This window comes from Streptomyces sp. PsTaAH-124, assembly GCF_000373685.1.
Taxonomy (GTDB): Bacteria; Actinomycetota; Actinomycetes; order Streptomycetales; family Streptomycetaceae; genus Streptomyces; species Streptomyces andamanensis.
This window is the reverse complement of the sequence record NZ_KB892169.1, coordinates 307,021-331,029: the sequence shown is the minus strand read 5'-3', so window position 1 is coordinate 331,029 and position 24,009 is coordinate 307,021. Positions and strand designations below refer to the sequence as shown.

The window sequence follows — 24,009 nt, the reverse complement described above, 5'->3', positions numbered from 1 at the left end:
CATTTCGGTACGGAGTGTCAGTACGCGTTGACCGCATTCATCACTCTTTCGTGCAGGCCCCGGCTCACTTGTCGAGTGCCGCGATCGCCCGCCGCAGGAGGGCCGCGCGATCGGCCTCCGAGGCGAGGTGGTCCAGACCGAATCCGAGCAGCACGGTCCGGCCCGTGGCGACCGCTCCGTACGTCCGGAAGAGGACGCCGGTGCGGGCCCAGTCCTTGACGACGGCCGGGCTGCCCGGCGGCGGTCCCGGCACCCGCCAGGGGCCGAGAGACGTCTCGAAGCCCTCGGTGTCCCGCGCGGCGCCGCCGACGACGAGCGAGGCGTCGTCGGCGAGGACGCCGTGACCGCCGGTGCCCGGGTCGGTGACGTAGGCGAGGGAGACCTCGACCGTCCGTCCGGCGTACGCGCTCAGGTCGAAGCTCACCTGCCGCCAGCCGCCGGAGGAGCCGGTGAGGCTGTTCCACGCCCCGCTCGTGCCGTGCGCGGCGCAGCCGCCGGTGTCCGGCGTCAGATAGTGCTTCAGCCAGGGATGGTCCTCGATCAGGAACCCGGCGCCGCACTCGGCGGGCACGGCGGCGCTCGTCGCGCCGCCCGCCTCCGGGAGCGTCGTCCAGTCGTCGGCGCCGGTGTGCGCCTCCAGCAGTACGTGGTCGTAGCCGCGCTCGGTGTCCCACAGCAGACGGGTGCGCAGGGCGGGCCGGTCCGCCGCGGTGACTCCGGTGAGGTCGACGGTGCGGGTGAGGCGCTTGTAGGCGTCGTCGGTGTGCACGGCGGCCGCCATCCCCGCGCCCGCGTAAGGGGCGTACGGGTCGGCCGTCCCGGCGAACCGTCCCGCGCCCGCGCTCGCGAACTGCGGGTACGTGTCCGGCGGCAGTTGCTCGGAGGTCACCTCGTAGGCACCGGCCCGGTCCAGCGGGTGGCCGGGCGCGTCGCCGAGCGCGCCGGAGAAGCCGGCCAGCGGCCCGGAGCCGGTGAAGCCGGTGGCGCCCGGCGTCGGGGTGTGCGAGAAGGCGCCCAGCCAGTACTGGCCGAAGTCGTCCGAGAGGTTCCCGCCTCCCAGATCGACGCTGCCGCCGGCCTGCTCGCCCGCCTCGATCAGCCTGCCGCCCTCGTTGAGGTAGGCGCGCAACCGGAGTTGGGTGGCGTTGCCCGGCCCGGGGGCGCCCGAGTAGTGCACGACCGTGCCGAAGTGCTTCAGTACGCCGAGCGCGTCGGGCGCGCCCTGGGTCGCGACGTCCCAGACGACCGCCGTGCGCCCGGCGGACCGCAGCGCGTCCACGTACGCGCGCGTCCGTGTGGCGGGCGCGCCCTCCTCGGCGACGACGAGCGTGTCGGCGCGCGGGCGGCGGGCCACGGTGTAGGTGAAGTGCTCGCTCGCCGTTCCCGCTCCGGACGCGGACCCGGGTGTGGGGGTCGGTGTGGACGTGGACGTGGACGTGGGCATGAGCGTGGGCGCGGTGCCGGTGTGGCCGGTGAACCACACCTCCACCCGGTCGCCCGGTGCCGCGCCGTGGACCTGGGCCCGGTACTCGTCGAAGTAGAGGTGGTCGGCACCGCCGTAGGTCGTGCCGCCCTTCCAGGGACGCAGGGCGCGCACCTGGGTGCGGCCGCCGTTGACGCGGTAGCGCAGTTCCTTGTCCCGCACGGACCTGCGGGCGACGACCGAGACCTCCTGGTCGGCGCCGCGCGCGTACGACGTCCCGAAGGCGGCCGGGGTGAAGTCGGGGGCGTCCAGGCCGACCGGCGAACTCGGCCGGTCGGGGTGGGCGGCGGTCTCGGCGACGGCGAGCGCGAACGGGAGGTTCTTCTCGAACTCCCGCTCGATCAGTTTCTCGTCGTCCGGGAAGTTGAACACCGACCGGCAGTCGGCGGCGTTCCAGGCGTCGTCCGGGTCGGCGTCCGAGGCGGTCTCGCAGGTCGCCATCTCGGGGGTGAACATCGCCGTGCCATTGACGTTGGCCGCGTGGCCGTCCGCCTCGCCGTTGGTGGTGTACAGCTCCGAGGACAGCTGCGAGCGGTAGCCCGGGATCGCCGGTCTGTCCGGCGTGCCGGCCAGCGCCTTGTAGAGGACGTCGTCCGGGGTCGGCGTGGCGACCTGCCAGCCGACGCCGTAGAGGAGCAGTTCGGCGGCCGAGTGGTAGTTGACGGCGTACCGGAACCCGATGCGCTTCTCGAACCGGTCGAGCGCCCGCGTCTCCGGCTCGGAGGCCGGGGCCGGGCCGCGGTACGTCTCACTGGCCGGTCCCGGCGACGAACCCTCGTCGTCGTAGCCCCACTTGTACGGGAAGTTGCGGTTGAGGTCGACGCCGTCGCCGCTGGAGATGACCCCGTCGCCGTTGTTGTCCCTCAGGTTCTTGCGCCACAGCCGGGTGCTGTCGTCCTGGAAGGTGTAGTCGTAGCCGTCCGGGTTGGCGGAGAGGACGAACCACAGCTCGGTGGTGTCGACGATCTTCCTGATACGCCGGTCGGTGCGGTAGTGGTCCAGGTAGTGGTGCATCAGCCGGCGGGTCGTCTCCGGCGTGATCCACTCGCGCGCGTGCTGGTTGGACAGGTAGAGCACGGCGGGCTTGGTGCCGTCCGCCGTCCGCCGCGCGCCGCTGGTGAGCTTCAGCGCGAGGATGTCCTGGCCGCGGACCGTCCTGCCGAGGGAGACGACCTTGGTGAGGTCGGGGTGGTCGCGGGCGGTCGCCTCGATCTCCGCCGCGAGCCCGCCCCTGCCGCTGTAGGGCCGGAAGACGCCCTGCCCGGCGGCGCGCACCCGCCGCTGCGCCGTGGAGGCCAGGTCGTGCTCGGTGAGCCGGACTCCCTGGGCGCGCAGCTTCCCGGCCTGGGCGTCGGTCAGATACAGCTCGACGGGGGTGTGGCCGTTCGCGGCCGGGCGGGGCCCGAGTTCATGGGCGTCCTGCCCCGCCTTCAGCAGCAGGGGCATCTGCTGTGCGGTGACCTCGGCGCGGAAGACCTTCACCTCGTCCGGGTGCGGCCCCGGTGCGCTTCCGCTCCGCGCCTGGGCGGCGGGCGTCAGGGCCGCCCCTGCGAGCAGGAGCGCGGTGACGGCAAGGATCGATCTCGCTCGGTGTCTCATGGAACCCCCCGGCGGTGGTCCGCCACCATGGCGCACGCCTGCCAGGTTCATGTCACTGCGGGAACGGGTCAAGGGTGCCTCTTGAGTCAGGGGAACACCGGAACCCGGCCCCCACGCCTGGGCGACGAGTGCGCAGGACGCACAGATGCACAGATGCACAGATGCACAGGGGTGGTGGGGCAGACCGGTGCGACGGCCGACAGGACGGGACGGGTGGAAGGGCGTGAGCGGGAGGGGCGGCCGGTGGCGCCTACCGACGGTCGCCTCCGCGGCGGCGCGCGGCCCCCGGCATACGGGGGCGGCAGCGGAGCCCGACGGCGCCCGGGACCGGCGACCGGCCGTCGGCTATCTGCCACCGGCACGGCCGGACCCGGGAGGACGGGGAGGTCGGCCGGGTCAGGCGCGGGAGGAGGGCCGGTCGCGCCGGGTGCGGGAGAAGAGCCCACCGGACCCGGCGGCCAGGGGGCACCGGCCGGGCCCGGACCGAGAGGAGGAGGGCTGATCGCGCCCGGCGGAAGGGCAGAGCCCGCCCGAACCGGCGGGAAAGGCGCACCGGCCGGATCCGGCGCGAGCGGGGAGCCGGTCGCGTCCGCTGGAAGTGGAGCGGGCTCGGCCAGGGGACGGTGGCCGGGTGGGGGCGCCGGGCGGGCTGTGCCGCGGCACATGGCCCGGTGGCGCCCGTGTCCCGTCCGGGCCGGGCCGGGGCCCGGCCGCTCTCGCGGGCGGGCCCTGCCGCGCGGCGCACCCGCTCAGCCCGCGAGGTTGTCCGCCAGCTCCTCGCTGAGATTGGCCTCCGTGCCCGGGATGCCCAGGTCTCCGGCGCGCTTGTCGGCCATGGCCAGCAGTCTGCGGATGCGCCCGGCCACGGCGTCCTTGGTCAGCGGCGGGTCGGCGAGCGCGCCCAGCTCCTCCAGGGACGCCTGCTTGTGCTCCATGCGCAGCCGCCCCGCCGCCGCCAGGTGCTCGGGCACGTCGTCGGCGAGGATCTCCAGGGCGCGCTGCACCCGGGCGCCGGCCGCGACCGCCGCGCGGGCCGAGCGGCGCAGGTTGGCGTCGTCGAAATTGGCCAGCCGGTTCGCCGTGGCGCGGACCTCGCGGCGCATCCTCCGCTCCTCCCAGGCCAGCACGGACTCATGGGCACCCAGACGCGTCAACAGCGCGCCGATCGCATCACCGTCACGGACGACCACCCGGTCCACTCCGCGGACCTCGCGGGCCTTGGCGGCGATGGAGAGCCGACGCGCGGCGCCGACGAGGGCGAGCGCGGCCTCCGGTCCCGGGCAGGTGACCTCCAGGGACGAGGAGCGGCCGGGCTCGGTGAGCGAGCCGTGCGCCAGGAACGCCCCGCGCCAGGCGGCCTCCGCGTCGCAGGTGGCCCCCGAGACCACCTGCGGGGGCAGGCCGCGGATCGGACGGCCCCGGCCGTCGACCAGGCCGGTCTGCCGGGCCAGCTGGTCGCCGCCCGCGACGACCCGGACCACGTAGCGCGAGCCGCGCCGCAGGCCGCCGGGCGCCATCACGATCAGCTCCGAGCTGTGCCCGAAGATCTCCAGGATGTCCCGCTTCAGACGCCGCGCCGCCATCGCGGTGTCCAGTTCCGCCTCGATCACGATGCGCCCGCTGACCAGGTGGAGGCCGCCGGCGAACCGCAGGATGGCGGAGACCTCCGCCTTCCTGCAGCAGGTCCGGGTGACGGGGAGCCGGGAGATCTCGTCCTTCACCGCTGCCGTCATCGCCATGGGCCGATCCTTCCATGCATCCGAAAAATACGGTCGTACGCGGCGGCCAGCAGCTCCGGGTCGTGCCGCGGAGTTCCGTCCCTCCGGGCGACCGGCGCCAGCTCGACCGCGGCGCCGAACCGCTTGGCGGCCTCGGTGAGGACGTCGCGGTCGGGCACGGCGGCCTCGTCGGCCAGCACCACGTCCAGGGCGAGTTTAGGGGCGTGTCGTCCCAAAACCTCCAAATGACGCTGCGGGGAGAAGCCGGCGGTTTCTCCCGGTTGCGGGGCGAGGTTCAAGGAGAGCACCCGGCGGGCCTTGGTCTCGGTGAGCGCGTCGAGGAGCTGGGGCACCAGCAGATGCGGGATGACCGAGGAGAACCAGGAGCCGGGACCGAGCACCACCCAGTCCGCGTCCAGGACCGCCTCGACGGCCTCGGGGACGGCGGGCGGGTCGTGCGGCACCAGGTGCACGGACTGCACCTCGCCCGGGGTGAGCGCGACGGTCGCCTGCCCGCGGACGGTGTCGACGTCCTCGGGCCGCTCCGGGTCGTGCCCCTTGACCAGGGCCTGCAACTCCAGCGGTACGGCGGACATGGGCAGCACCCGGCCGTGCGCGCCCAGCAGCTTGCCGACCAGGTCGAGAGCCTGCACGTGGTCGCCGAGCTGCTCCCACAGGGCGACGATCAGCACATTGCCGACCGCGTGGTCGTGCAGATCGCCCTGGGAGGTGAAGCGGTGCTGGATGACACGGGCCCAGGTCTGGCCCCAGTCGTCGTCGCCGCACAGCGCCGCCAGCGCCTTGCGCAGGTCGCCGGGCGGCAGCACACCGAGTTCGTCGCGCAGGCGCCCGCTGGAGCCGCCGTCGTCGGCGACGGTGACCACGGCGGTGAGGTCGCCGGTGATCCGGCGCAGCGCGGCGAGCGAGGCGGACAGGCCCATGCCGCCGCCGAGGGCGACCACCTTGGGCTGGGCGCCGCGGCGCCGCGGCCGGGCGCCGCGCGCCTCGGCCGGCCGGCTGGCCGCACCGGCCGCCAGGCGGCCCGCACGGCCCTCGGGGACCACGCGGCGCAGCCTGCTCAGCCGGGGAGTACGTCCGGTCACTCGCGCCCCATGTCCCGGTGGACGACGACCGTCTCCACACCCTCGGCCGCGAGTCGCGCGGCGAGCTTCTCCGACATGGCCACCGAGCGGTGCTTGCCACCCGTGCAGCCGATGGCGATGGTCACGTACCGCTTGCCCTCCCGGCGGTAGCCGGCCGCGATGAGCCGCAGCAGTTCGGCGTAGCGGTCCAGGAACTCCTTGGCGCCGGGCTGGTTGAAGACGTACCCGGCGACCTCCTCGTTGAGCCCGGTGTAGGGGCGCAGTTCCGGCACCCAGTGCGGGTTGGGCAGGAACCGCATGTCGGCGACCAGGTCGGCGTCGACCGGCAGGCCGTACTTGAAGCCGAACGACATCACGGTGGCCCGCAGCTCGGGCTCCTCCTCGCCGGCGAACTGGGCGTCCATCTTGGCGCGCAGTTCGTGCACGTTGAGGCTGGAGGTGTCGATGACCAGGTCGGCGTCGCCGCGCAGCTCGCGCAGCAGTTCCCGCTCGGCGGCGATGCCGTCGACGATGCGGCCGTCGCCCTGGAGGGGGTGCGGGCGGCGCACCGACTCGAAGCGGCGCACCAGGGCCTCGTCGGAGGACTCCAGGAAGACGATCCGCCGTGTGACGTTGCGGGCTTCCAGGTCCGCGAGGGACTCACGGAGGTTGTCGAAGAAGCGACGGCCGCGGACGTCGACGACGACGGCGATGCGCGCGACGTTGCCCTGCGAACGGGCGCCCAGCTCCACCATGGTGGGGATCAGCGCGGGCGGCAGGTTGTCCACGACGAACCAGCCGAGGTCCTCCAGGCATTTGGCCGCCGTGGACCGGCCGGCCCCCGACATGCCGGAGATGATCACCAGTTCGGGGATGGCCGCCTCGGGGACGCCTGCCGTGTCGATGCCCGTACTCACCTGTGCTCCGTGGTCCTGGTCCGGCTGCTGCCGGCCCTCCTGCGCCGCGTCGTGCGTGCCGTCCTGCGGCGTGCCGTGCGCGGTGTCCTGTGCGGCGTCGTGCGCCGGTTCCCGTGACGCCCCGGGGGTCCGGCCGGGTTGCTCCGTCCGCGCCTGTTCTCGTGGCGCCGCGGACTGCTTCTCGTGCTCGGTCATGTCTCCTGCCCCCGTCGTTCGGCCGGGCCGCCCGTGGGCACCGGCTGCTGTGCGGTGCCCGGCGTCGCCCCGGGCTCCGTCTTCTCCGCGGCTTCTGCGCCTGCTGGGTCTTCTGCGTCTTCCACGATCTCTCCGGTCGCCGTGTTCACGGCGGGTGCGGCCGGGGCCGCCTGGGCGAGGGCCACGGCGATGGTCTCGGCCGTCTTGCGGCCTATGCCCGGCACCTCGCAGATCTGGTCGATTGTGGCGGACCGCAGCCTCTTCACCGAGCCGAAATGCTTGAGCAGCGCCCGCTTGCGTGTCTCGCCGAGGCCGGGCACCTCGTCCAGCGGGCCGGCCCGGAAGCGCTTGGCGCGCCGGGTGCGCTGGTAGGTGATGGCGAAGCGGTGGGCCTCGTCGCGGACACGCTGGAGCAGATACAGCCCCTCGCTGGTGCGGGGCAGGACCACCGGGTCGTCCTCGCCGGGCAGCCACACCTCCTCCAGGCGCTTGGCCAGGCCGCACACGGCGATGTCGTCGATGCCCAGCTCGTCCAGGGCGCGGCGGGCGGCGGCGACCTGCGGCCGGCCGCCGTCGACGACGACGAGCTGCGGCGGGTAGGCGAACCGCTTGGGGCGTCCGTCGTCCTCGGTGAGGGCGCCGGCCGGGGCGTCGGGCGTGTCGCCGGGGCCCTCGCCGGGCGCGAGGGCGGGCACTGCTGCCTGCTCGCCGTCGGGCGCGCCGTCGCTCTCGCCGTCGGCCCACTCGCCGGTCCGCTCCTTCTCGGCCAGGTACCGGCGGAAGCGGCGGGTGATCACCTCGTGCATGGAGCGGACGTCGTCCTGGCCCTCGAAGCCCTTGATCTGGAAGCGCCGGTACTCGCCCTTGCGCTGGAGCCCGTCCTCGAAGACGACCATGGAGGCCACCACGTCGTCGCCCTGGAGGTGGGAGATGTCGTAGCACTCGATCCGCAGCGGGGCGCTGTCCAGGCCGAGGGCGTCGGCGATCTCCTCCAGGGCTCGCGAGCGGGTGGTCAGGTCGGAGGCGCGCCTGGTCTTGTGCAGGGCGAGCGACTGGAGGGCGTTGCGCTGCACGGTCTCCATGAGGGCCTTCTTGTCGCCGCGCTGCGGGATGCGCAGGGACACGCCCGCGCCGCGGCGGCCGGTGAGCCACTGCTGGACCGGTTCCAGGGGGTCGGGCAGGGCGGGGACGAGGACCTCCTTGGGGACCGCGTCGCCGGTCTCCTCGCCGTACAGCTGCTGGAGGGCGTGCTCGACCAGGGCGCCGGTGGTGACGTCCTCCACCTTGTCGGTCACCCAGCCGCGCTGGCCGCGCACCCGGCCGCCGCGCACGTGGAAGATCTGCACGGCGGCCTCCAGCTCGTCCTCGGCTACGGCGACGAGGTCCGCGTCGGTCGCGTCGGCGAGCACGACCGCGCTCTTCTCCATGGCCTTCTTCAGCGCACCGATGTCGTCGCGCAGGCGGGCGGCCCGCTCGTACTCCATCTCCTCGGCCGCCGCTGTCATGCGCTGCTCCAGGCGGCGCAGATAGGTGCCGGTGCGGCCGGCCATGAAGTCGCAGAAGTCCTCGGCCAGTTCCCGGTGGTCCTCGGCGGAGATCCGGTCGACGCAGGGCGCCGAGCACTTGCCGATGTAGCCGAGGAGGCAGGGGCGGCCGGTGCGGGCGGCGTTCCTGAAGACGCCGGCCGAGCAGGTGCGCACCGGGAAGACGCGCAGCAGCAGGTCGACGGTGTCGCGGATGGCCCACGCGTGCCCGTACGGACCGAAGTAGCGCACGCCCTTCTTCTTGTGGCCGCGCATGACCTGCACGCGCGGGAACTCCTCGTTCATCGTCACGGCGAGGTAGGGGTAGCTCTTGTCGTCCCGGTACTTGACGTTGAACCGGGGGTCGAACTCCTTGATCCAGGAGTACTCCAGCTGGAGGGCCTCGACCTCGGTGGACACCACGGTCCACTCCACGGACGCGGCGGTGGTCACCATCGTGCGCGTGCGCGGGTGGAGGTTCGCCAGGTCCTGGAAGTAGTTCGCCAGGCGCTGGCGCAGGCTCTTCGCCTTTCCGACGTAGATCACCCGGCGGTGCTCGTCGCGGAACTTGTACACCCCGGGGGTTTCCGGGATGTCTCCCGGCCTGGGGCGGTAGCTGGAGGGGTCGGCCATGTCTCACACCCTACTGGCGAGCGGTGACAGGGCGATGAGCCTGTGGACAACCCCGCACAGCCGCCCGGCCACCCCCCGGACAGATGTGCGGCTACCCGCTGTGACCAGCCGTCTTCGCACGGTGCCGGGACCGGTCCGTGGACGAGGCCCGGGTCCGGCGGCGGGGTGCGGACTCGGCCAGGAGTGCCTCCGGCCGGGCCGAAGGTGTTGTCGGGACTTGGTCAACACGCTTCAATGCGGGGGAAGTCGGGGCCCGCGGACGACGGTCCACGGACGTGCGCGCACGCCGGCGGCTCCCACGTCCCTGCCCGCGGGGCGGCCCCGGCGATCCGCGCGGACGGTCCGACCAGCCGTCGTCCGTCCTTCACAGAGAGGCCCGTGCATGCTGCCGCACGCCCCCCAGCAGGAGGACGTCGCCACCGCGGAACTGGACACGGCCCTGCGGGGCGGTCCGTTCCATGTGGCGCTGCGCGCCGCGATCGCCGCCCGCGGGCTGCCGCTGCAACGCGTGCAGCACCATCTGTCGCGGTACGGCGTCAAGGTCGGGGTGACCAGTCTGAGCTACTGGCAGCAGGGCGCCCGGCGCCCGCAGCGCCCCGAGTCGCTGCGGGCCGTGCGGGCCCTGGAGGAGATCCTCCAACTGCCCGACGAGTCACTGATCCGGCTGCTGGCCGAGACCGGGGAGCGCCCGGTCGCCCGGCGGTCCGGCGTCCGCTCCTACCGCTCCCTCGTCGAGGCGTCGGACGTCCTGCGCGGCCTCCTGGCCGAGCTCGACGCGCCGGTCGACGGCGGTTTGCAGTGCCTGGGGCACCACGAACGGGTGGGGCTCGGCGCGCGCCGGGAACTGGCCTGGCGCGAGTCGCAGCACATCGTGCGCGCCCACCGGGACGGCGTGGACCGGTTCCTGGCCGTGCACCAGGGCGACCCTGAGTGCGTGCCGGAGCGGATGCGCGTGCACGCGCTGGAGAACTGCCGCGCCGGGCGGGTGCGCCGGGACCACGGGACGGGGGTGCTGGTGGCCGAGTTCCTCTTCGACACCCGGCTGCGGTCCGGGGACACCTTCCTGTTCCGCTACGCCGTGGAGGACGGCACGGCCGGGGTGTCCGGCGAGTATCTGCGCGCCTTCGACGCGGCGGGCGGGCAGTACGCCCTCCAGGTGCGGTTCGACGCGAGTGCGCTCCCGGTGCGCTGCCATCGGTTCGCCCAGCAGTCGGCGGCGGCGCCGCGCGGGGGCCGCCAGGAACTGGAGGTGAGCGAACGGCACCGTTCGGTCCACCTGGTCGAGCCGCGGGTGCGGCCGGGGGTGGTGGGGATCGGCTGGGACTGGGAGTGACCGGCCGGACCGCGCGGCGGCCCGGGGATCAGGCGCCGGGCCCCGCGACGATCTTGCCGCCGTCCGCGTGGACCGGGAGCGTGTCCAGCGGCACCGTGGCCGGGGACCGCACCACCCGGCCGGTGACGGCGTCGAACTGACTGCCGTGGCACGGGCAGGTCAGCGTCGTCCCCTCCAGCTCGGTGATCGCGCATCCCCTGTGGGTGCAGATGGTGCTGAACGCCTTCAGCGCGCCGTCCCCGGACCGGCTGACGACCACGTTGTGGTCCGTGAACAGCTTGGCGCCGCCCTTGGGGATCTCGCTCTCGGCGCCGAGGTCGACCGGTGCCGTCGGGGCCGAGGCCGCGCCGCCGCCCTCCGGCCCGCAGGCGGCGAGCCCGAGCCCGGCGACAGGTGTGACGGCCGCCGTGCGCAGGATCGCACGGCGGCTCGCGCGGGGACGGCCTGGCATGGGGACTCCACTGGTCGCTACGGGTCGCTGATTCGGGCACCGCCGACGATACCCACCGGCGAGGCGCGGGCGGGGAGCGGGTCCGGGCGGTGGTGGCCCGGGGCCGCCGGGGGCCGCCGGGGACCGCCGGGACGCGCCCGGAGGCCGCTGGAGCGGGCCAGGGGGCTGCCGGAGCGAGGTCCTCGGGGGCCGGTGCGGGCCGCGTAAACGCTTGCGCAAGCGTTTACGCGACTCCCCGGATGCGGTACGGTCCCCGCCACGGACACCGGCAGGCCACTCGGGAGGGGACGCGCGATGCCGACCATGGCCGATGTCGCACGGAACGCGGGAGTCTCCGTGGCGACCGTCTCGCACGTGCTGAACGGCACCCGCCCGGTGCTGCCCCACACCCGCCAGGCGGTGCTCGACGCCGTGGAGCAGCTCGGCTACACGCCCAACGGGCTCGCCCGCTCCCTGGTCACCGCCCGCACCCGGTCCATCGGTCTGGCCGTGTCCGCCATCAGCAACCCGTACTTCACGGAGATCCTCCAGGGGGTCGAGGCGCATGCGCTGGAGCACGGCTACGGCCTGCTCATCGCCGATCCGCACGACGACCCGGTGCACGAGCGCAAGGTGGTCCAGCTCCTGCACGAGCGCCGCGTGGACGGCATGATCGTCGCCCCCTCGGCCCGGCCGGACGCCCTCGTCGCCTACCTCGCGCGGCACGCCGTACCGACCGTGTTCCTCGACCGGCTGATCGACGCGGCACCGGACACCGGGGCGTCCGGCGCGCCGGGCTTCGACCAGGTCTGCGCCGACAGCGCCGAGCCGACCGCGCTCCTGGTCACCCACCTCGCCGGGCTCGGCCACCGCCGGATCGGCCTCGTCGCGGGGCTGCCCGGACTGAGCACCACCCGGGAGCGGATCACCGGCTACCGGCACGGTCTCGCCGCCGCCGGACTCCCCCACGACGAGCGGCTCGTCGTGCACGGCGACTCGGCGGCGGACGGCGGACACCGGGCCACGGCCGCCCTGCTGTCCCTGGCCGCACCGCCCACGGCGCTCGTCACGGCCAACAACGCGATGACCATCGGAGCGCTGCGGGCACTGCGCGAGCGGGGCCTGTCCGTCCCGGGGGACCTGGCGCTGTGCTGCTTCGACGACTTCGACTGGGCCGATCTGTTCTCCCCCGGGCTGACGGCGATCGCCCAGCCCGGCCGGGAGCTGGGGGCGCGCGCCGTCCAGGTGCTGCTGGACCGTCTGGCCGACCCGGAGGCACCCGCCCGTACGGTGCGGCTGCCCTGCGCCTTCGTCCACCGCACGTCCTGCGGATGCCCCGCACAGCCCGAGGAAGGAACCGACTCGTGATCGTCGTCGCCGGTGAGGCCCTGATCGACCTGGTACCGCAGGGCGCGGGCGCCCTCGCCGACCTCAAGCCGGCGCTCGGCGGCGGCCCCTACAACACGGCGGTCGCCCTCGGCCGTCTCGGCTCCCCCGCCGCCTTCTGCTCCCGCACCTCGCGCGACGCCTTCGGCGAGGCCCTGCTGGACGGGCTGCGACGGGCCGGGGTCGACGTCAGCGGTGTGCAGCGCGGCGGCGAGCCGACCACTCTGGCGGTCGCGACGGTCGGCGCCGACGGCTCGGCCGCGTACTCCTTCTACGTCGACGGCACCGCGGACCGCCTGTTCAGCGCGCCTGCCGCGCTGCCCGCCGGGACCCGCGCGGTGTCGTTCGGGACCTGCTCGCTGGTGCTGGAGCCGGGGGCGAGCGCCTACGAGGAGCTGATGCGGACGGCGGCCGGGGCGGGCGTGTTCACGGCGCTGGACCCGAACATCCGGGCCGGGCTGATCCCGGACGCCGATGCCTACCGGGCGCGCTTTCGCGGCTGGCTGCCCTCGGTGACCCTGCTGAAGCTCTCCGAGGAGGACGCGCGGTGGCTGGGCGGCTCCCCGCGCGAGTGGCTGGCCGCCGGGCCGTCGGCCGTGGTGGTCACCCATGGCGGCGACGGACTCACCGCGCACACGCGGGACGGCGCCGTGCACACGGTGCCCGGCGAGAAGGTGGCGGTCGTCGACACGATCGGCGCGGGCGACACCGTGAACGCCGCGCTGCTGCACGGTCTGGCCGCCCGCGACGCGCTCTCCCCGGAAGGGCTCGCCGGGCTGGGCGCGGCGGGCTGGACGGCACTGCTGCGGTTCGCGGCGCGTGCGGCGGCCGTCACCTGCTCCCGTGCGGGGGCGGAGCCGCCGTACGCCTCGGAGCTGGGCGAGGAGTAGAGGCGCAGCGAAGTAGGAGTAGGAGCGGAGAAGTAGCCGACGCGGGCCCTCCTCCCGCGTGCATGCGGGCGCCCCGCGGGGGGAGGTCCCACGGGGCGCCTGCGGTGACCGTGCGGCGGATCAGCCCTTGCGGGCCCGCGCGGTCTTCTTCGCGGGGGCGGCCTTCTTGCCCGCCGCCGCGGTCTTCGTCCTGGCCGTGGCCGTCTTGCGCGGGGCGGCAGCGGCGGCCACCGCCTTCTTGGCGGCGGACTTGCGCGGAGCCTTGACCGGTTCCGCGTCACTGACGCGGTCGGCGCCCAGGATCTCCCGCAGGAACTTGCCGGTGTGGCTGGCCGGCACCCCGGCGACCTGCTCGGGCGTGCCCTCGGCCACGACGAGACCGCCGCCCGCGCCGCCCTCGGGGCCCATGTCGATGACCCAGTCGGCGGTCTTGATCACATCGAGGTTGTGCTCGATGACGATGACCGAGTTGCCCTTGTCGACCAGGCCGGACAGGACCTTGAGCAGCTTGCTGATGTCCTCGAAGTGCAGACCGGTGGTCGGCTCGTCCAGGACGTACACCGTGCGTCCGGTGGAGCGGCGCTGGAGCTCGCTGGCGAGCTTGACGCGCTGCGCCTCACCGCCGGACAGGGTGGTCGCGGACTGGCCGAGCCGGACGTAGCCGAGGCCGACGTCCTTGAGGGTGTTCAGGTGCCGGGCGATCGCCGGGACCGCCTCGAAGAAGTCGGTGGCCTCCTCGATGGGCATGTTCAGCACGTCGGCGATGGACTTGCCCTTGTAGTGGACCTCCAGGGTCTCCCGGTTGTACCGGGCACCGTGGCAGACCTCGCACGGGACGTAGACGTCCGGGAGGAAGTTCATCTCGATCTTGATGGTGCCGTCGCCCGCGCAGTTCTCGCAGCGGCCGCCCTTGACGTTGAAGGAGAAGCGGCCGGGCTGGTAGCCGCGGACCTTCGCCTCGGTGGTCTCGGCGAACAGCTTGCGGACGTGGTCGAAGACGCCGGTGTACGTCGCCGGGTTGGACCGCGGTGTACGGCCGATGGGCGACTGGTCGACGTGCACCACCTTGTCGACGAGGTCGTCGCCGTCCACGCGCGTGTGCCGCCCGGGGACGTTGCGCGCGCCGTTCAGCTCGCGGGCCAGGTGGGTGTAGAGGATGTCGTTGACCAGGGTCGACTTGCCGGAACCGGAGACGCCGGTGACGGCCGTGAAGACACCCAGCGGGAAGGACACGTCGATGTCCTGGAGGTTGTTCTCCCGGGCGCCGCGCACCGTGAGCCGCCGGGACGGGTCGAGCGGGCGGCGGATGCCGGGCAGCGGGATCGCCTTGCGGCCCGACAGGTACTGGCCGGTCTGCGACTCCTCGTTGGCGAGCAGTTCCTTCAGGGAACCGCTGTGCACGACCTTGCCGCCGTGCTCGCCCGCGCCGGGGCCGATGTCCACGACCCAGTCGGCGACCTTGATGGTGTCCTCGTCGTGCTCGACGACGATGAGCGTGTTGCCCATGTCGCGCAGCCGGACCAGGGTCTCGATCAGCCGGTGGTTGTCGCGCTGGTGCAGGCCGATGGACGGCTCGTCCAGCACGTAGAGGACGCCGACGAGGCCGGAGCCGATCTGGGTGGCCAGGCGGATGCGCTGGGCCTCGCCGCCGGAGAGGGTGCCCGCGGCGCGGTTCAGCGACAGGTAGTCCAGGCCGACGTCGACCAGGAAGCGCAGCCGCTCGTTGACCTCCTTGAGGACACGTTCGGCGATCTTCTTGTCGCGGGCGGTCAGCTTCAGCTCGCCCAGGAAGTCCGCGCAGTCGCTGATGGACATCGCGGAGATCTCGGCGATCGAGCGGCCCATGAGCGTGACCGCGAGGACGACCGGCTTGAGCCGGGTGCCCTCGCAGGTGGGGCAGGGCACCTCGCGCATATAGCCCTCGAAGCGCTCGCGGCTGGCGTCGCTCTCGGCCTCGCTGTGCCGGCGCTTGACGAAGGGCACGGCACCCTCGAAGGGCGTGGTGTAGACGCGCTCGCGGCCGTACCGGTTGCGGTAGCGGACCTCGATCTGCGTCTTGTGGCCGTACAGCAGGGCCTTCTTGGCGCGCTGCGGCAGGCCCGCGAAGGGGATGTCGGTGCGGAAGCCGAGGGCGTCGGCGAGGGCGCCGATGAGCCGGCCGAAGTAGTCCTTGGTGTGGCCGTGCGACCAGGGGTGGATGGCGCCCTCGTCGAGCGACTTGTCCTGGTCGGGGACGATCAGCTCCGGGTCGACCTCCATGCGCGTGCCGATGCCGGTGCACTCGGGGCAGGCGCCGAAGGGCGAGTTGAAGGAGAAGGAGCGGGGCTCCAGCTCCTCGAAGGACAGGTCGTCGTGGGCGCAGTACAGGTGCTCCGAGTACATGCGCTCGCGCTCGGGGTCGTCCGCGGGGAGGTCGACGAAGTCGAGCACGACCATGCCGCCGGACAGGCCGAGGGCGGTCTCCACGGAGTCGGTCAGGCGGCGCTTGGCGGAGTCCTTGACGGTGAGGCGGTCGATGACCACCTCGATGGTGTGCTTCTCCTGCTTCTTCAGCGTGGGCGGGCTGGAGAGCTGGATCGTCTCGCCGTCCACGCGCGCGCGGGAGTAGCCCTTGGTCTGGAGGTCGGCGAACAGGTCGACGAACTCGCCCTTGCGCTCGCGCACCAGCGGCGAGAGCACCTGGAAGCGGCTGCCCTCCGGCAGCTCCAGGACCTTGTCGACGATGGCCTGGGGCGACTGCCGGGAGATCGGCCGGCCGCACTCGGGGCAGTGGGGCTTGCCGATACGGGCGAACAGCAGACGCAGGTAGTCGTAGACCTCGGTGATGGTGCCGACCGTGGAGCGCGGGTTGCGCGAGGTCGACTTCTGGTCGATGGAGACCGCCGGGGAGAGGCCCTCGATGAAGTCGACGTCCGGCTTGTCCATCTGGCCGAGGAACTGGCGGGCGTACGAGGAGAGCGACTCCACGTAGCGCCGCTGGCCCTCGGCGAAGATCGTGTCGAAGGCGAGGGAGGACTTGCCCGAACCGGACAGGCCCGTGAAGACGATGAGCGAGTCCCGAGGCAGGTCGAGCGACACGTTCTTCAGGTTGTGCTCGCGCGCGCCACGGACGATGAGACGGTCGGCCACGCCGGTCCGCACCTTTCTTTGGGAGAAGTGACAGGGGCGGGGCCCCCGTGCTTCTTCAGCCTAGGGGGAGCCACTGACAACGCCGGGTGGGATTCCCGGATCCGCCCGGAGGGTCCAACAATCCCCGGCTCTCCAGCATGCCCGACGCCGCCGCCGACGATATCGCACGCGCTTTCGATTTGCGGCCGTAGTCCGCCTCCTTCACCCGAAGGTGTGACGCCGCTAGGGTCGGGCGCATGATGGATCACGCGCGTGACCTGGCGTCTGTACAGGAAGCCACCGAACGACTGCTCAGCGCGGCCGGTGCACTGGACAACGCGGCTGTGACCGACGAGTCACGGCTGCCCGGCTGGACCCGCGGCCATGTCCTCGCCCACCTGGCCCGCAACGCGGACGCACTCGTCAACGTCCTGGAGGGGCGTCCCATGTACGTCTCCGGCGAGGCGCGCGACGCGGACATCGAGCGCGACGCCCCGCGCCCGCTGGACGAGCAGCTCGCCGACGTGCGCGAGAGCGCGGCCCGCTTCGGGCGGGCGGCGGCCGCGCCCGCTGACTGGTCGCGCACGGTGGAACTGCGCAACGGCGTCACCGACAGCGCCTCCCGGGTGCCTTTCCGGCGCTGGGCGGAGGTCGGGCTGCACCACGTCGACCTCGGCATCGGCTACGAGCTGGAGGACCTGGGGGACGAGTTCACGGAGCGGGAGACCGACTTCCTCGCCCGGCGGTTCACGGGCCGTCCCGACGTTCCGGCGACCCGGCTGGCGGACGGCACGCGCGCGTGGAGCACCGGCCGGGAGGCCACCGCGCCGGAGATCACCGTCACGGGCGCCCCGGCCGACCTGCTCGGCTGGCTCGCCGGACGGCGGGACGGCGCCGCGCTCACCGTGACGGGCGGCGCGCTCCCGAAGCTTCCGCCGCTGTGACCGGTGCCCAGACCGGCGCCCGCGGGTCCGCGGCCTCGGCCCGCACGGCATAGGCTGACGGCCATGACGTACAGCGGAGAGGTGCGGGTCGGCGGCCCGGCGGACGTGCACGAGCTGAAGGACCTGATGATCACCAAGATCGCGGTCGGTCCGATGGACAACAACGCCTATCTGCTGCGCTGCCGGGCCACGGACGAACAACTGCTGATCGACGCGGCGGCCGACGCGCACACCCTGCTCGGCACGATCGGTGACGACGGCATCGCCTCCGTCGTCACCACCCACCGGCACGCGGACCACTGGCAGGCGCTGGCCGAGGTGGTGGCGGCCACGCGCGCGCGTACGTACGCGGGCCGGGACGACGTCGAGGGCATTCCCGTGCCGACGGACTTCCCGGTCGGGGACGGGGATGCGATCAGCGTCGGGCATGTGCGGCTCACCGCCCGCCATCTGGTCGGACACACCCCGGGCTCCATCGCGCTGGTGTACGACGACCCGCACGGACACCCGCACGTGTTCACCGGTGACTGCCTCTTCCCCGGCGGCGTGGGCAACACGCACCACGACAAGCAGGCGTTCGCGAGCCTGATCCACGACGTCGAGACGAAGATCTTCGAGCCGCTGCCGGACGAGACCTGGGTCTACCCCGGGCACGGCAACGACACCACGCTGGGCGCGGAGCGGCCGCATCTGCCGGAGTGGCACGCGCGCGGGTGGTGACCTCCCGTCCGGTGGAGCCGCACACCCCGTGTGCAGCCCTCACCCGGCGGCCAGGGCCGCGATCCGCTCCACCGCGAAGGCGTACCCCTGCACCCCGCAGCCGGCGATGACTCCGTCGGCGCGCAGCGACACGTAGGAGTGGTGCCGGAACGCCTCGCGGCGGTGCACGTTGGAGAGGTGGACCTCCACGACCGGCATCCCGTCGCAGGCGTTGAGCGCGTCCAGGATGGCCACGGAGGTGTGCGAGTAGGCGGCGGGGTTGATCGCGATGCCGCAGTGGCCGAGCCGGGCCTCGTGGATCCAGTCGATCAGCTCGCCCTCGTGGTTGGACTGCCGGAAGTCCACCGTGCCGCCGCACGCGGCCGCCGTCCTCTCGCACAGGGCCTGGATGTCGGCGAGGGTGTCGGAGCCGTAGATCTCCGGCTGCCGCTGCCCGAGCAGGTTCAGGTTGGGGCCGTTGAGGATCATGATCGGGGCGTTGGCCAGGGTGCGGGGCACGGTTCCTCCGGGTCCGTCGGGGCACGGCGATCGGCGGCGGTCGGCTGTGACCGCCGCCGGACCCGGTCTATCACGGGGCTCCGGACGCCCCTCCCCGGGCCGCCCCTCTCGCGGTCCGCGCCGTCAGGGGTTGATGGCCAGTTCGAGGTACGCCGCGAAGATCACCAGGTGGACACCGCCCTGGAGCGGGGTGGCCCGGCCCGGCACAACGGTCAGCGAGCTGACCACCACCGTGAGCAGGAGCAGCAGCATATGGGTGGAGCCGAGGCCGAGCACGAGCGGCCCGGAGAGCCATACGGAGGCCAGGGCGACGGCCGGGATGGTCAGGCCGATGCTGGCCATCGCGGAGCCCAGCGCGAGGTTCAGGCTGGTCTGCACGCGGTCGCGGCGGGCGGAGCGGAGGGCGGCGATGGTCTCGGGCAGCAGCACCAGCAGGGCGATGATCACACCGACGACCGCGTGGTGCAGTCCCGCGGACTCCACCGCGGACTCGATGGTCGGCGAGACGCCCTTCGCCAGCCCGACCACGCCGATCAGGGCGAGGGCCAGCAGTCCGACGCTGGTCCAGGCCATACGCGCGGAGGGGCGCTCCGCGTGGTCGTCGGCGGTGATGACGTCGCCCTGCCGGGTGATGGGCAGGAAGTAGTCGCGGTGCCGGACCGTCTGGGTGGCCACGAACAGCCCGTACAGGATCAGTGAGGACACGGCGGCGAAGGTGAGCTGCACACCGGAGAACTCCGGCCCCGGCTTGCTGGTGGTGAACGTGGGCAGCACGAGGCTGAGCGTGGCCAGGGTCGCCACGGTGGCGAGGGCCGCGCCGGTGCCCTCGGCGTTGAAGACGGCCGTGCCGTGCCGCAGCGAGCCGGCGAGCAGACAGAGTCCCACCACGCCGTTGCAGGTGATCATGACGGCGGCGAACACCGTGTCCCTGGCCAGGGTCGCGCTCTTGTCGCCGCCGTCCAGCATCAGGGTCACGATCAGGGCGACCTCGATGACGGTCACGGCGATGGCGAGGACCAGCGACCCGAAGGGTTCGCCGACCCGGTGGGCGACCACCTCGGCGTGGTGGACCGCGGCGAGGACCGCGCCGGCCAGCACCACCGTCACCAGGACGACGACCGCTCCGGGCAGCCCCCGCCCCCAGGTGAGGACCAGCAGGACGACCGCGAGGACCGGCACGACCGTGGTCCATGCCTTGGCTAGCGCCCTGAACCGCGTGATCATGCTGCGATCGTCGCAGAGGCCGACCGGGTTCGCATTCCGGTGGGCGCCCGGGGCGGCGGCCTCCGCACTCTCGGGGTGCAGGGATCCGGGCCCGGTCGCGGGACGGGAGGACGTCCCCGTACGGCGCTCAGACATCGGCACGGTCCTTGTGCGCGGCGTCGCCCTGTTCTTCTCGCACCTCCTCGGTCGCGGCCTGCTTCCGGGTGGCCAGCAGGCTGGTGACGGTGGTGACGACCAGGACCGCGCAGATCACGCCGAGAGAGACCGGGATGCTGATCTCCGGGACGTGCACACCGCTCTCGTGCAGGGCGTGGAGCACGAGCTTGACGCCGATGAAGCCGAGGATGACCGACAGGCCGTACGAGAGGTGGACCAGCTTCTTCAGCAGGCCGCCTATCAGGAAGTACAGCTGCCGGAGTCCCATCAGCGCGAAGGCGTTGGCGGTGAAGACGATGTACGGGTCCTGGGTGAGGCCGAAGATCGCGGGGATCGAGTCGAGGGCGAACAGGACGTCGGTGGTACCGATGGCGAGCATCACGACCAGCATCGGCGTCATGACGCGCTTGCCGTTCTGCTGGATCCAGAGCTTGGTGCCGTGGTAGCGGTCGGCCACTCCGAAGCGGCGCTCGGCGGCCCTGAGCAGCTTGTTCTCCTCGAACTCCTCCTCGTCGCCGCCGGAGCGGGCCTCCTGGATCAGCTTCCAGGCGGTCCAGATGAGGAACGCGCCGAAGAGGAAGAAGACCCACGAGAAGCTGGCGAGGATCGCGGCACCGGCGGCGATGAAGACGGCCCGCAGCACCAGGGCTATCAGCACGCCGACCAGCAGCACCCGCTGCTGGTACTGCGTCGGTACGGCGAACTTCGCCATGATCAGGACGAAGACGAAGAGGTTGTCCACGCTGAGCGACTTCTCGGTGATGAAGCCCGCGAAGAACTCGCCCGCCGGCTGCCCGCCGCCGAAGAGGAACAGACCGAGCCCGAAGAGGCCGGCCAGGGCGATCCAGACGACGGTCCAGATGCCCGCTTCCTTGACGGACACGTCATGGGGCTTGCGGCCGATGAAGAAGTCGACCGCGATCAGCGCGGCCAGACCGACGATGGTCAGGACCCACAGGTTGATGGAAACTTCCACTGCGCCTCCGGCTGTTGCACGGGCAGATGAGTCAGCGTCATCGCTGCCGGAGGTCTCTTCCACCCGGAACGGGCCGGCGCCCCGGGATCTGGTCCGATCCGTATTGACGGGCACGCCGCAGCAGATAGGGAGTACTCCCCTCCGTACGGAAAACAGTACCCGAATCACCAAGGAAAGGTAAAGTGCAAGGCAAAGAAAAGATCAAAAGCCCTGATCAACCTGTCTTTACCTGTGCTTGACGCAGATGACGCAGCCGGGGCGCCCGCCCGGCGACCGGCTCACCCGCCCCAGTCGCGGCGCGCCGCGGCGACCTGCGCGAGCACCTGCTCGACCACCCGGCTCCCCGGTGGCACGAGGGGCGGCTCGTACGTCCAGGCGTGCCCGACCCACGGGTCGGCCAGATGGTCGTCGGGCACGGGGGTGAGGCGCATCAGCGAACGCCACAGCGGGTCGAGCAGCGGGCCGTAGGCGGCGGCGTCCTCCCGGTCCGCGACCAGCATCAGATGGACGCCCACGGCCGGGCCCTCGTCCGCCAGATAGCGCAGCTGGGTCACGGCACGGTCGTCGAAGCCGTGCGGGAAGTCGTGGACGATCAGCAGTTGCTCGGCGGTGTCGAGGTCCGGCGGCAGCGAGTCGGGCGCACCGGCGCGCACCGCCATCTGCACCAGGTCCACCCGCCGGGTGAGCCGGCCGAGCACGTCCGCGACCCCGGCGGCACCGGCCGCGGGGGGCGTCGCGAGCACGCCCGAGCGCAGCAGGGGCGCGAGGGGTCCGGCCGCGGACCCGGCCGCGTCGACGACATGGACGCCGAACTCGCCCGGCGGATACACGGCGAGCAGGCGGGCGGTGAGCGCCACGGCCGTCTCCATCGCCAGCCGCCGCGACTGCTCGCCGCCGGCCGCCGTGTCGCCGGACAGCCCGGAGCGGCCGCTGTCGATCCACAGGCCGCGCTCCAGCGGCAGCCGGACCAGCAGGGGGATGCGCAGGCCGGGTTCCTCCGGCAGATGGAGGTCGCCCAGCCGCACGGCCATCGGGATCTCCATCGGCACGCGGTATCCGTGCCAGACCGGGTTGTCCCAGCCCGCGTAGGCGGGCGGCAGCGCGGGCTCGACCACCTCGGACTCGGCGGTGAGCTGGGCGAGGTCGCGGTCGAGGGCGGCCCTGGCCTGGTCGGCCAGTTCCTCGTGCCGGGCGTGTGCCGCCTGCCGTACGGCGTCGGCCTGGCCGCCGATGCGGCTGCGCGGGTCGGACAGGGCCTGGTCCAGCTCCTTGTCCCGGCGCGCGTCGGCGAAGTCGACGGCGCTGCGGTAGGCGGCCGTGGTGCGGGCCAGGTCCTCGAACATGCCCCAGACCTGGTTGTAGAGGCGCTCCTCCATGGACCAGCCGGTCGCGTCGCCGGCCACGGGCCGCGTGGGCTGTCCCGGCTCCGCCGGGGGCGCGGCGGGTGCGGGCGGGGGCGGGGCCGTCGTCTGCCGTCGCGGGTGGCTGTAGTCGATGGGGCCCCCTGTCGTGGAGGCGGTGGGAGCCGTGGGGGCGGTGGGGCCTGTCGGGGCCGTGGGACCCGCGGGAGGCGTGGGGGCGGACGGGGGTGCGTCGGCCCGGGACGGGGACGGGGACGTCGCTGCCGGGCCGGTACCCGGGCGCGGCGGTTGCGCGGCCGGGGGCGCGGGGGTGCCGGTGGTCCGGCCCGCGTATCCGGGGGCCGGGGCCGCGGGGGCGGTTCCCGTGGCGGTCGGGGCGGCCGTGGGGTCGCCCGGTCCGGTGCCCGGGGCGGACGCGGTGGTCCGCCGGGAGCGCTCGCCGTCCGCCGTGCGCGGCGGCGGGGCGGCCACCGAGCGGGCCAGTCCGCCGGCGACCGCCTCCTCGACGGTGCCCGCCAGCTCGCGGGCCTGGGCGAGCCCCTGGTCGGCCAGCAGCTCGGCGAGACCGCCGGCGTATCCCTGGCCGACGGCGCGTACCTTCCAGGCGCCCTGCCGGCGGTAGAGCTCCAGCGCGATCACGGCCGACTCGGCGTCCAGGCCGGTGAGTGTGTAGCTGGCGAGTTCGCCGCCGTCCAGGCCGGTGACGGCCACGAAGGGGGCGGCGACCGCGCCGAACCGGGCCGGGCCGTGGCCGCCGCCGGGCAGGGCGAGGAGCACGTCCACCCGGTGCACCGTCTCCGGCACCGCGTCCAGGTCGACGGCGAGCCGGTGGTCGGCGGCGGCCTGGCGGGAGACCTCGATGCCGGGCAGCACCGGGGCGCCGGGATGTGCCACCCCGGCGGTGCCCGGGACCGTGCCCTGCTCGTCGCCGGTGGTGGCCAGGGCCACCACCGGTGTCCCGGCGGAGACCCGGATCTCCAGGCGCGCCTCGGAGAGCGGGTGGTTCTGCCCCCGCACCAGCTCGGCCGTCATCGCCTTATCCCCCTGTGCCGTGCCGCTGCTCGTGTCGTGCCCGCCCGCCGGTGCCGTCCTACAGGTGCGGCAGGATGGCCGGCATCAGGTCCTGGAACGTACGGCCGTTGGCCGCGGTGCCGAGGGCCGTCATCGTCCAGCCGCTGCCCGCGCGGTGCACCTTCGCCATGACCTGCGCGGTGTAGTTGCCGCCGCCGGCGAGGGTGTAACGGGCCAGCTCCTGGCCGTTGGTCTCGTCCACCAGGCGGCAGAAGGCGTTCTGCACCTCCTGGAAGGTCTGGCCCGTGAAGGAGTTCACGGTGAAGACGATCTGGTCGATGTGGACCGGGACGCGCTGGAGGTCGACGAGGATCGCCTCGTCGTCGCCGCCCTGGCCGACACCGCCGACCAGGTTGTCGCCGGTGTGGCGCACGGAGCCGTCGTCGCTCACCAGGTGGCGGAAGAAGACGACGTCGACCGGCTGCTTGTCGGCGAACAGCACGGCGGAGGCGTCGAGATCGATCTCGCGCGTGCGCGAACCGAACAGACCGCGCCGGGGGGCTGCCTGCCAGCCGAGACCCATGCGGACCGCGGTCAGGCTGCCGCCGTCGTTCTTCTGCAGGCTGATGGCCTGACCCTTGGTCATGTTGACGGTCACGGCTGATTCCCCTCTCGGACTGCTCCCCTGTTGCCGCGGGTTCGCGCGGTTGATCAGCACCCTACGCAGAGGCACTGACATCGCCGCACTCCGGTCCGCACTTTGTGTCGGTCTTGCAACACTGCGCGAACGCGGGTGCCCGCGGGGCGGCGCTCCCCGGGCAC

General features: G+C 73.1%; 17 protein-coding genes. 5 read left to right on the top strand and 12 right to left on the bottom strand.

Annotated elements, in window-relative coordinates; genetic code table 11:
- Window positions 1-64 precede the first annotated feature (64 nt).
- The 5 genes from B086_RS0116905 to uvrC form a co-directional block, all read right to left on the bottom strand.
- Window positions 65-3,082, bottom strand: a complete 3,018-nt coding sequence (locus B086_RS0116905) for a M14 family metallopeptidase (RefSeq protein WP_026252503.1) — start codon at window positions 3,080-3,082, stop codon at window positions 65-67.
- 749 nt (window positions 3,083-3,831) lie between these two features.
- A complete protein-coding gene (gene whiA, locus B086_RS0116900; RefSeq protein WP_018567608.1) occupies window positions 3,832-4,821 on the bottom strand; it encodes a DNA-binding protein WhiA in 990 nt (329 codons plus the stop codon).
- A complete protein-coding gene (locus tag B086_RS0116895) occupies window positions 4,812-5,903 on the bottom strand; it encodes a gluconeogenesis factor YvcK family protein (RefSeq protein ID WP_018567607.1) in 1,092 nt (363 codons plus the stop codon). Before B086_RS0116895 ends, whiA begins: the two co-directional genes overlap by 10 nt.
- The gene (gene rapZ / locus B086_RS0116890) at window positions 5,900-6,994 is read right to left on the bottom strand and encodes an RNase adapter RapZ (RefSeq protein ID WP_018567606.1); all 1,095 of its coding nucleotides are present in this window, start codon (window positions 6,992-6,994) and stop codon (window positions 5,900-5,902) included. Before rapZ ends, B086_RS0116895 begins: the two co-directional genes overlap by 4 nt.
- On the bottom strand, window positions 6,991-9,150 hold the full coding sequence (uvrC, locus tag B086_RS0116885) for an excinuclease ABC subunit UvrC (RefSeq protein WP_026252502.1): 2,160 nt from the start codon (window positions 9,148-9,150) through the stop codon (window positions 6,991-6,993). Before uvrC ends, rapZ begins: the two co-directional genes overlap by 4 nt.
- A gap of 385 nt (window positions 9,151-9,535) precedes the next feature.
- Between uvrC and B086_RS0116880 the strand changes: the two genes are divergently transcribed.
- A complete protein-coding gene (locus B086_RS0116880; RefSeq protein WP_026252501.1) occupies window positions 9,536-10,483 on the top strand; it encodes a hypothetical protein in 948 nt (315 codons plus the stop codon).
- Between the two features lie 28 nt (window positions 10,484-10,511).
- On the opposite strand, the gene B086_RS0116875 is transcribed toward B086_RS0116880, so the two are convergent.
- Window positions 10,512-10,934 (bottom strand): Rieske (2Fe-2S) protein, encoded by a 423-nt coding sequence (locus B086_RS0116875; RefSeq protein WP_018567603.1) that lies wholly within the window; start codon window positions 10,932-10,934, stop codon window positions 10,512-10,514.
- 294 nt (window positions 10,935-11,228) lie between these two features.
- On the opposite strand from B086_RS0116875, the gene B086_RS0116870 reads away from it, so the two are divergent.
- Window positions 11,229-12,281: a LacI family DNA-binding transcriptional regulator gene (locus B086_RS0116870; RefSeq protein ID WP_018567602.1), complete on the top strand. Its 1,053-nt coding sequence runs from the start codon at window positions 11,229-11,231 to the stop codon at window positions 12,279-12,281.
- Window positions 12,278-13,189, top strand: coding sequence for a carbohydrate kinase family protein (locus B086_RS0116865; RefSeq protein ID WP_018567601.1), 912 nt, complete (start codon window positions 12,278-12,280; stop codon window positions 13,187-13,189). The genes B086_RS0116870 and B086_RS0116865 overlap by 4 nt, the downstream gene beginning before the upstream one ends.
- A 120-nt stretch (window positions 13,190-13,309) precedes the next feature.
- Here the strand turns inward: B086_RS0116865 and uvrA are convergent, their stop codons facing one another.
- Window positions 13,310-16,318, bottom strand: coding sequence for an excinuclease ABC subunit UvrA (uvrA, locus tag B086_RS0116860; protein WP_018567600.1), 3,009 nt, complete (start codon window positions 16,316-16,318; stop codon window positions 13,310-13,312).
- Between the two features lie 236 nt (window positions 16,319-16,554).
- On the opposite strand from uvrA, the gene B086_RS0116855 reads away from it, so the two are divergent.
- Window positions 16,555-17,241, top strand: a complete 687-nt coding sequence (locus tag B086_RS0116855; protein ID WP_018567599.1) for a maleylpyruvate isomerase family mycothiol-dependent enzyme — start codon at window positions 16,555-16,557, stop codon at window positions 17,239-17,241.
- Window positions 17,242-17,304: 63 nt separating this feature from the next.
- Window positions 17,305-17,961, top strand: a complete 657-nt coding sequence (locus B086_RS0116850) for an MBL fold metallo-hydrolase (RefSeq protein ID WP_018567598.1) — start codon at window positions 17,305-17,307, stop codon at window positions 17,959-17,961.
- Between the two features lie 39 nt (window positions 17,962-18,000).
- Here B086_RS0116850 and aroQ read toward each other — a convergent pair whose 3' ends face one another.
- From aroQ to B086_RS0116825, 5 genes are all read right to left on the bottom strand, one after another.
- Window positions 18,001-18,459 carry a type II 3-dehydroquinate dehydratase gene (gene aroQ / locus B086_RS0116845; protein WP_018567597.1) on the bottom strand — a complete coding sequence of 153 codons (459 nt, stop codon included), beginning with the start codon at window positions 18,457-18,459 and terminating at the stop codon, window positions 18,001-18,003.
- A 123-nt stretch (window positions 18,460-18,582) separates the two neighbouring features.
- Complete coding sequence (locus B086_RS0116840; RefSeq protein ID WP_026252500.1) at window positions 18,583-19,683, bottom strand: calcium:proton antiporter; 1,101 nt, start codon at window positions 19,681-19,683, stop codon at window positions 18,583-18,585.
- Between the two features lie 127 nt (window positions 19,684-19,810).
- Window positions 19,811-20,815, bottom strand: a complete 1,005-nt coding sequence (locus B086_RS0116835) for a TerC family protein (protein WP_018567595.1) — start codon at window positions 20,813-20,815, stop codon at window positions 19,811-19,813.
- A gap of 278 nt (window positions 20,816-21,093) precedes the next feature.
- A complete protein-coding gene (locus tag B086_RS0116830) occupies window positions 21,094-23,208 on the bottom strand; it encodes a TerD family protein (protein WP_018567594.1) in 2,115 nt (704 codons plus the stop codon).
- A gap of 58 nt (window positions 23,209-23,266) precedes the next feature.
- Window positions 23,267-23,845: a TerD family protein gene (locus B086_RS0116825; protein WP_018567593.1), complete on the bottom strand. Its 579-nt coding sequence runs from the start codon at window positions 23,843-23,845 to the stop codon at window positions 23,267-23,269.
- Between the last annotated feature and the right edge of the window lie 164 nt (window positions 23,846-24,009).

What these genes read in the sequence shown, in the direction of transcription:
- B086_RS0116905 (WP_026252503.1), bottom strand. Translation starts at nt 3,082, where the DNA reads ATGAGACACCGAGCGAGATCGATCCTTGCCGTCACCGCGCTCCTGCTC.
- whiA (WP_018567608.1), bottom strand. Translation starts at nt 4,821, where the DNA reads ATGGCGATGACGGCAGCGGTGAAGGACGAGATCTCCCGGCTCCCCGTC.
- rapZ (WP_018567606.1), bottom strand. Translation starts at nt 6,994, where the DNA reads ATGACCGAGCACGAGAAGCAGTCCGCGGCGCCACGAGAACAGGCGCGG.
- uvrC (WP_026252502.1), bottom strand. Translation starts at nt 9,150, where the DNA reads ATGGCCGACCCCTCCAGCTACCGCCCCAGGCCGGGAGACATCCCGGAA.
- B086_RS0116875 (WP_018567603.1), bottom strand. Translation starts at nt 10,934, where the DNA reads ATGCCAGGCCGTCCCCGCGCGAGCCGCCGTGCGATCCTGCGCACGGCG.
- B086_RS0116870 (WP_018567602.1), top strand. Translation starts at nt 11,229, where the DNA reads ATGCCGACCATGGCCGATGTCGCACGGAACGCGGGAGTCTCCGTGGCG.
- B086_RS0116855 (WP_018567599.1), top strand. Translation starts at nt 16,555, where the DNA reads ATGATGGATCACGCGCGTGACCTGGCGTCTGTACAGGAAGCCACCGAA.
- B086_RS0116850 (WP_018567598.1), top strand. Translation starts at nt 17,305, where the DNA reads ATGACGTACAGCGGAGAGGTGCGGGTCGGCGGCCCGGCGGACGTGCAC.
- B086_RS0116840 (WP_026252500.1), bottom strand. Translation starts at nt 19,683, where the DNA reads ATGATCACGCGGTTCAGGGCGCTAGCCAAGGCATGGACCACGGTCGTG.
- B086_RS0116830 (WP_018567594.1), bottom strand. Translation starts at nt 23,208, where the DNA reads ATGACGGCCGAGCTGGTGCGGGGGCAGAACCACCCGCTCTCCGAGGCG.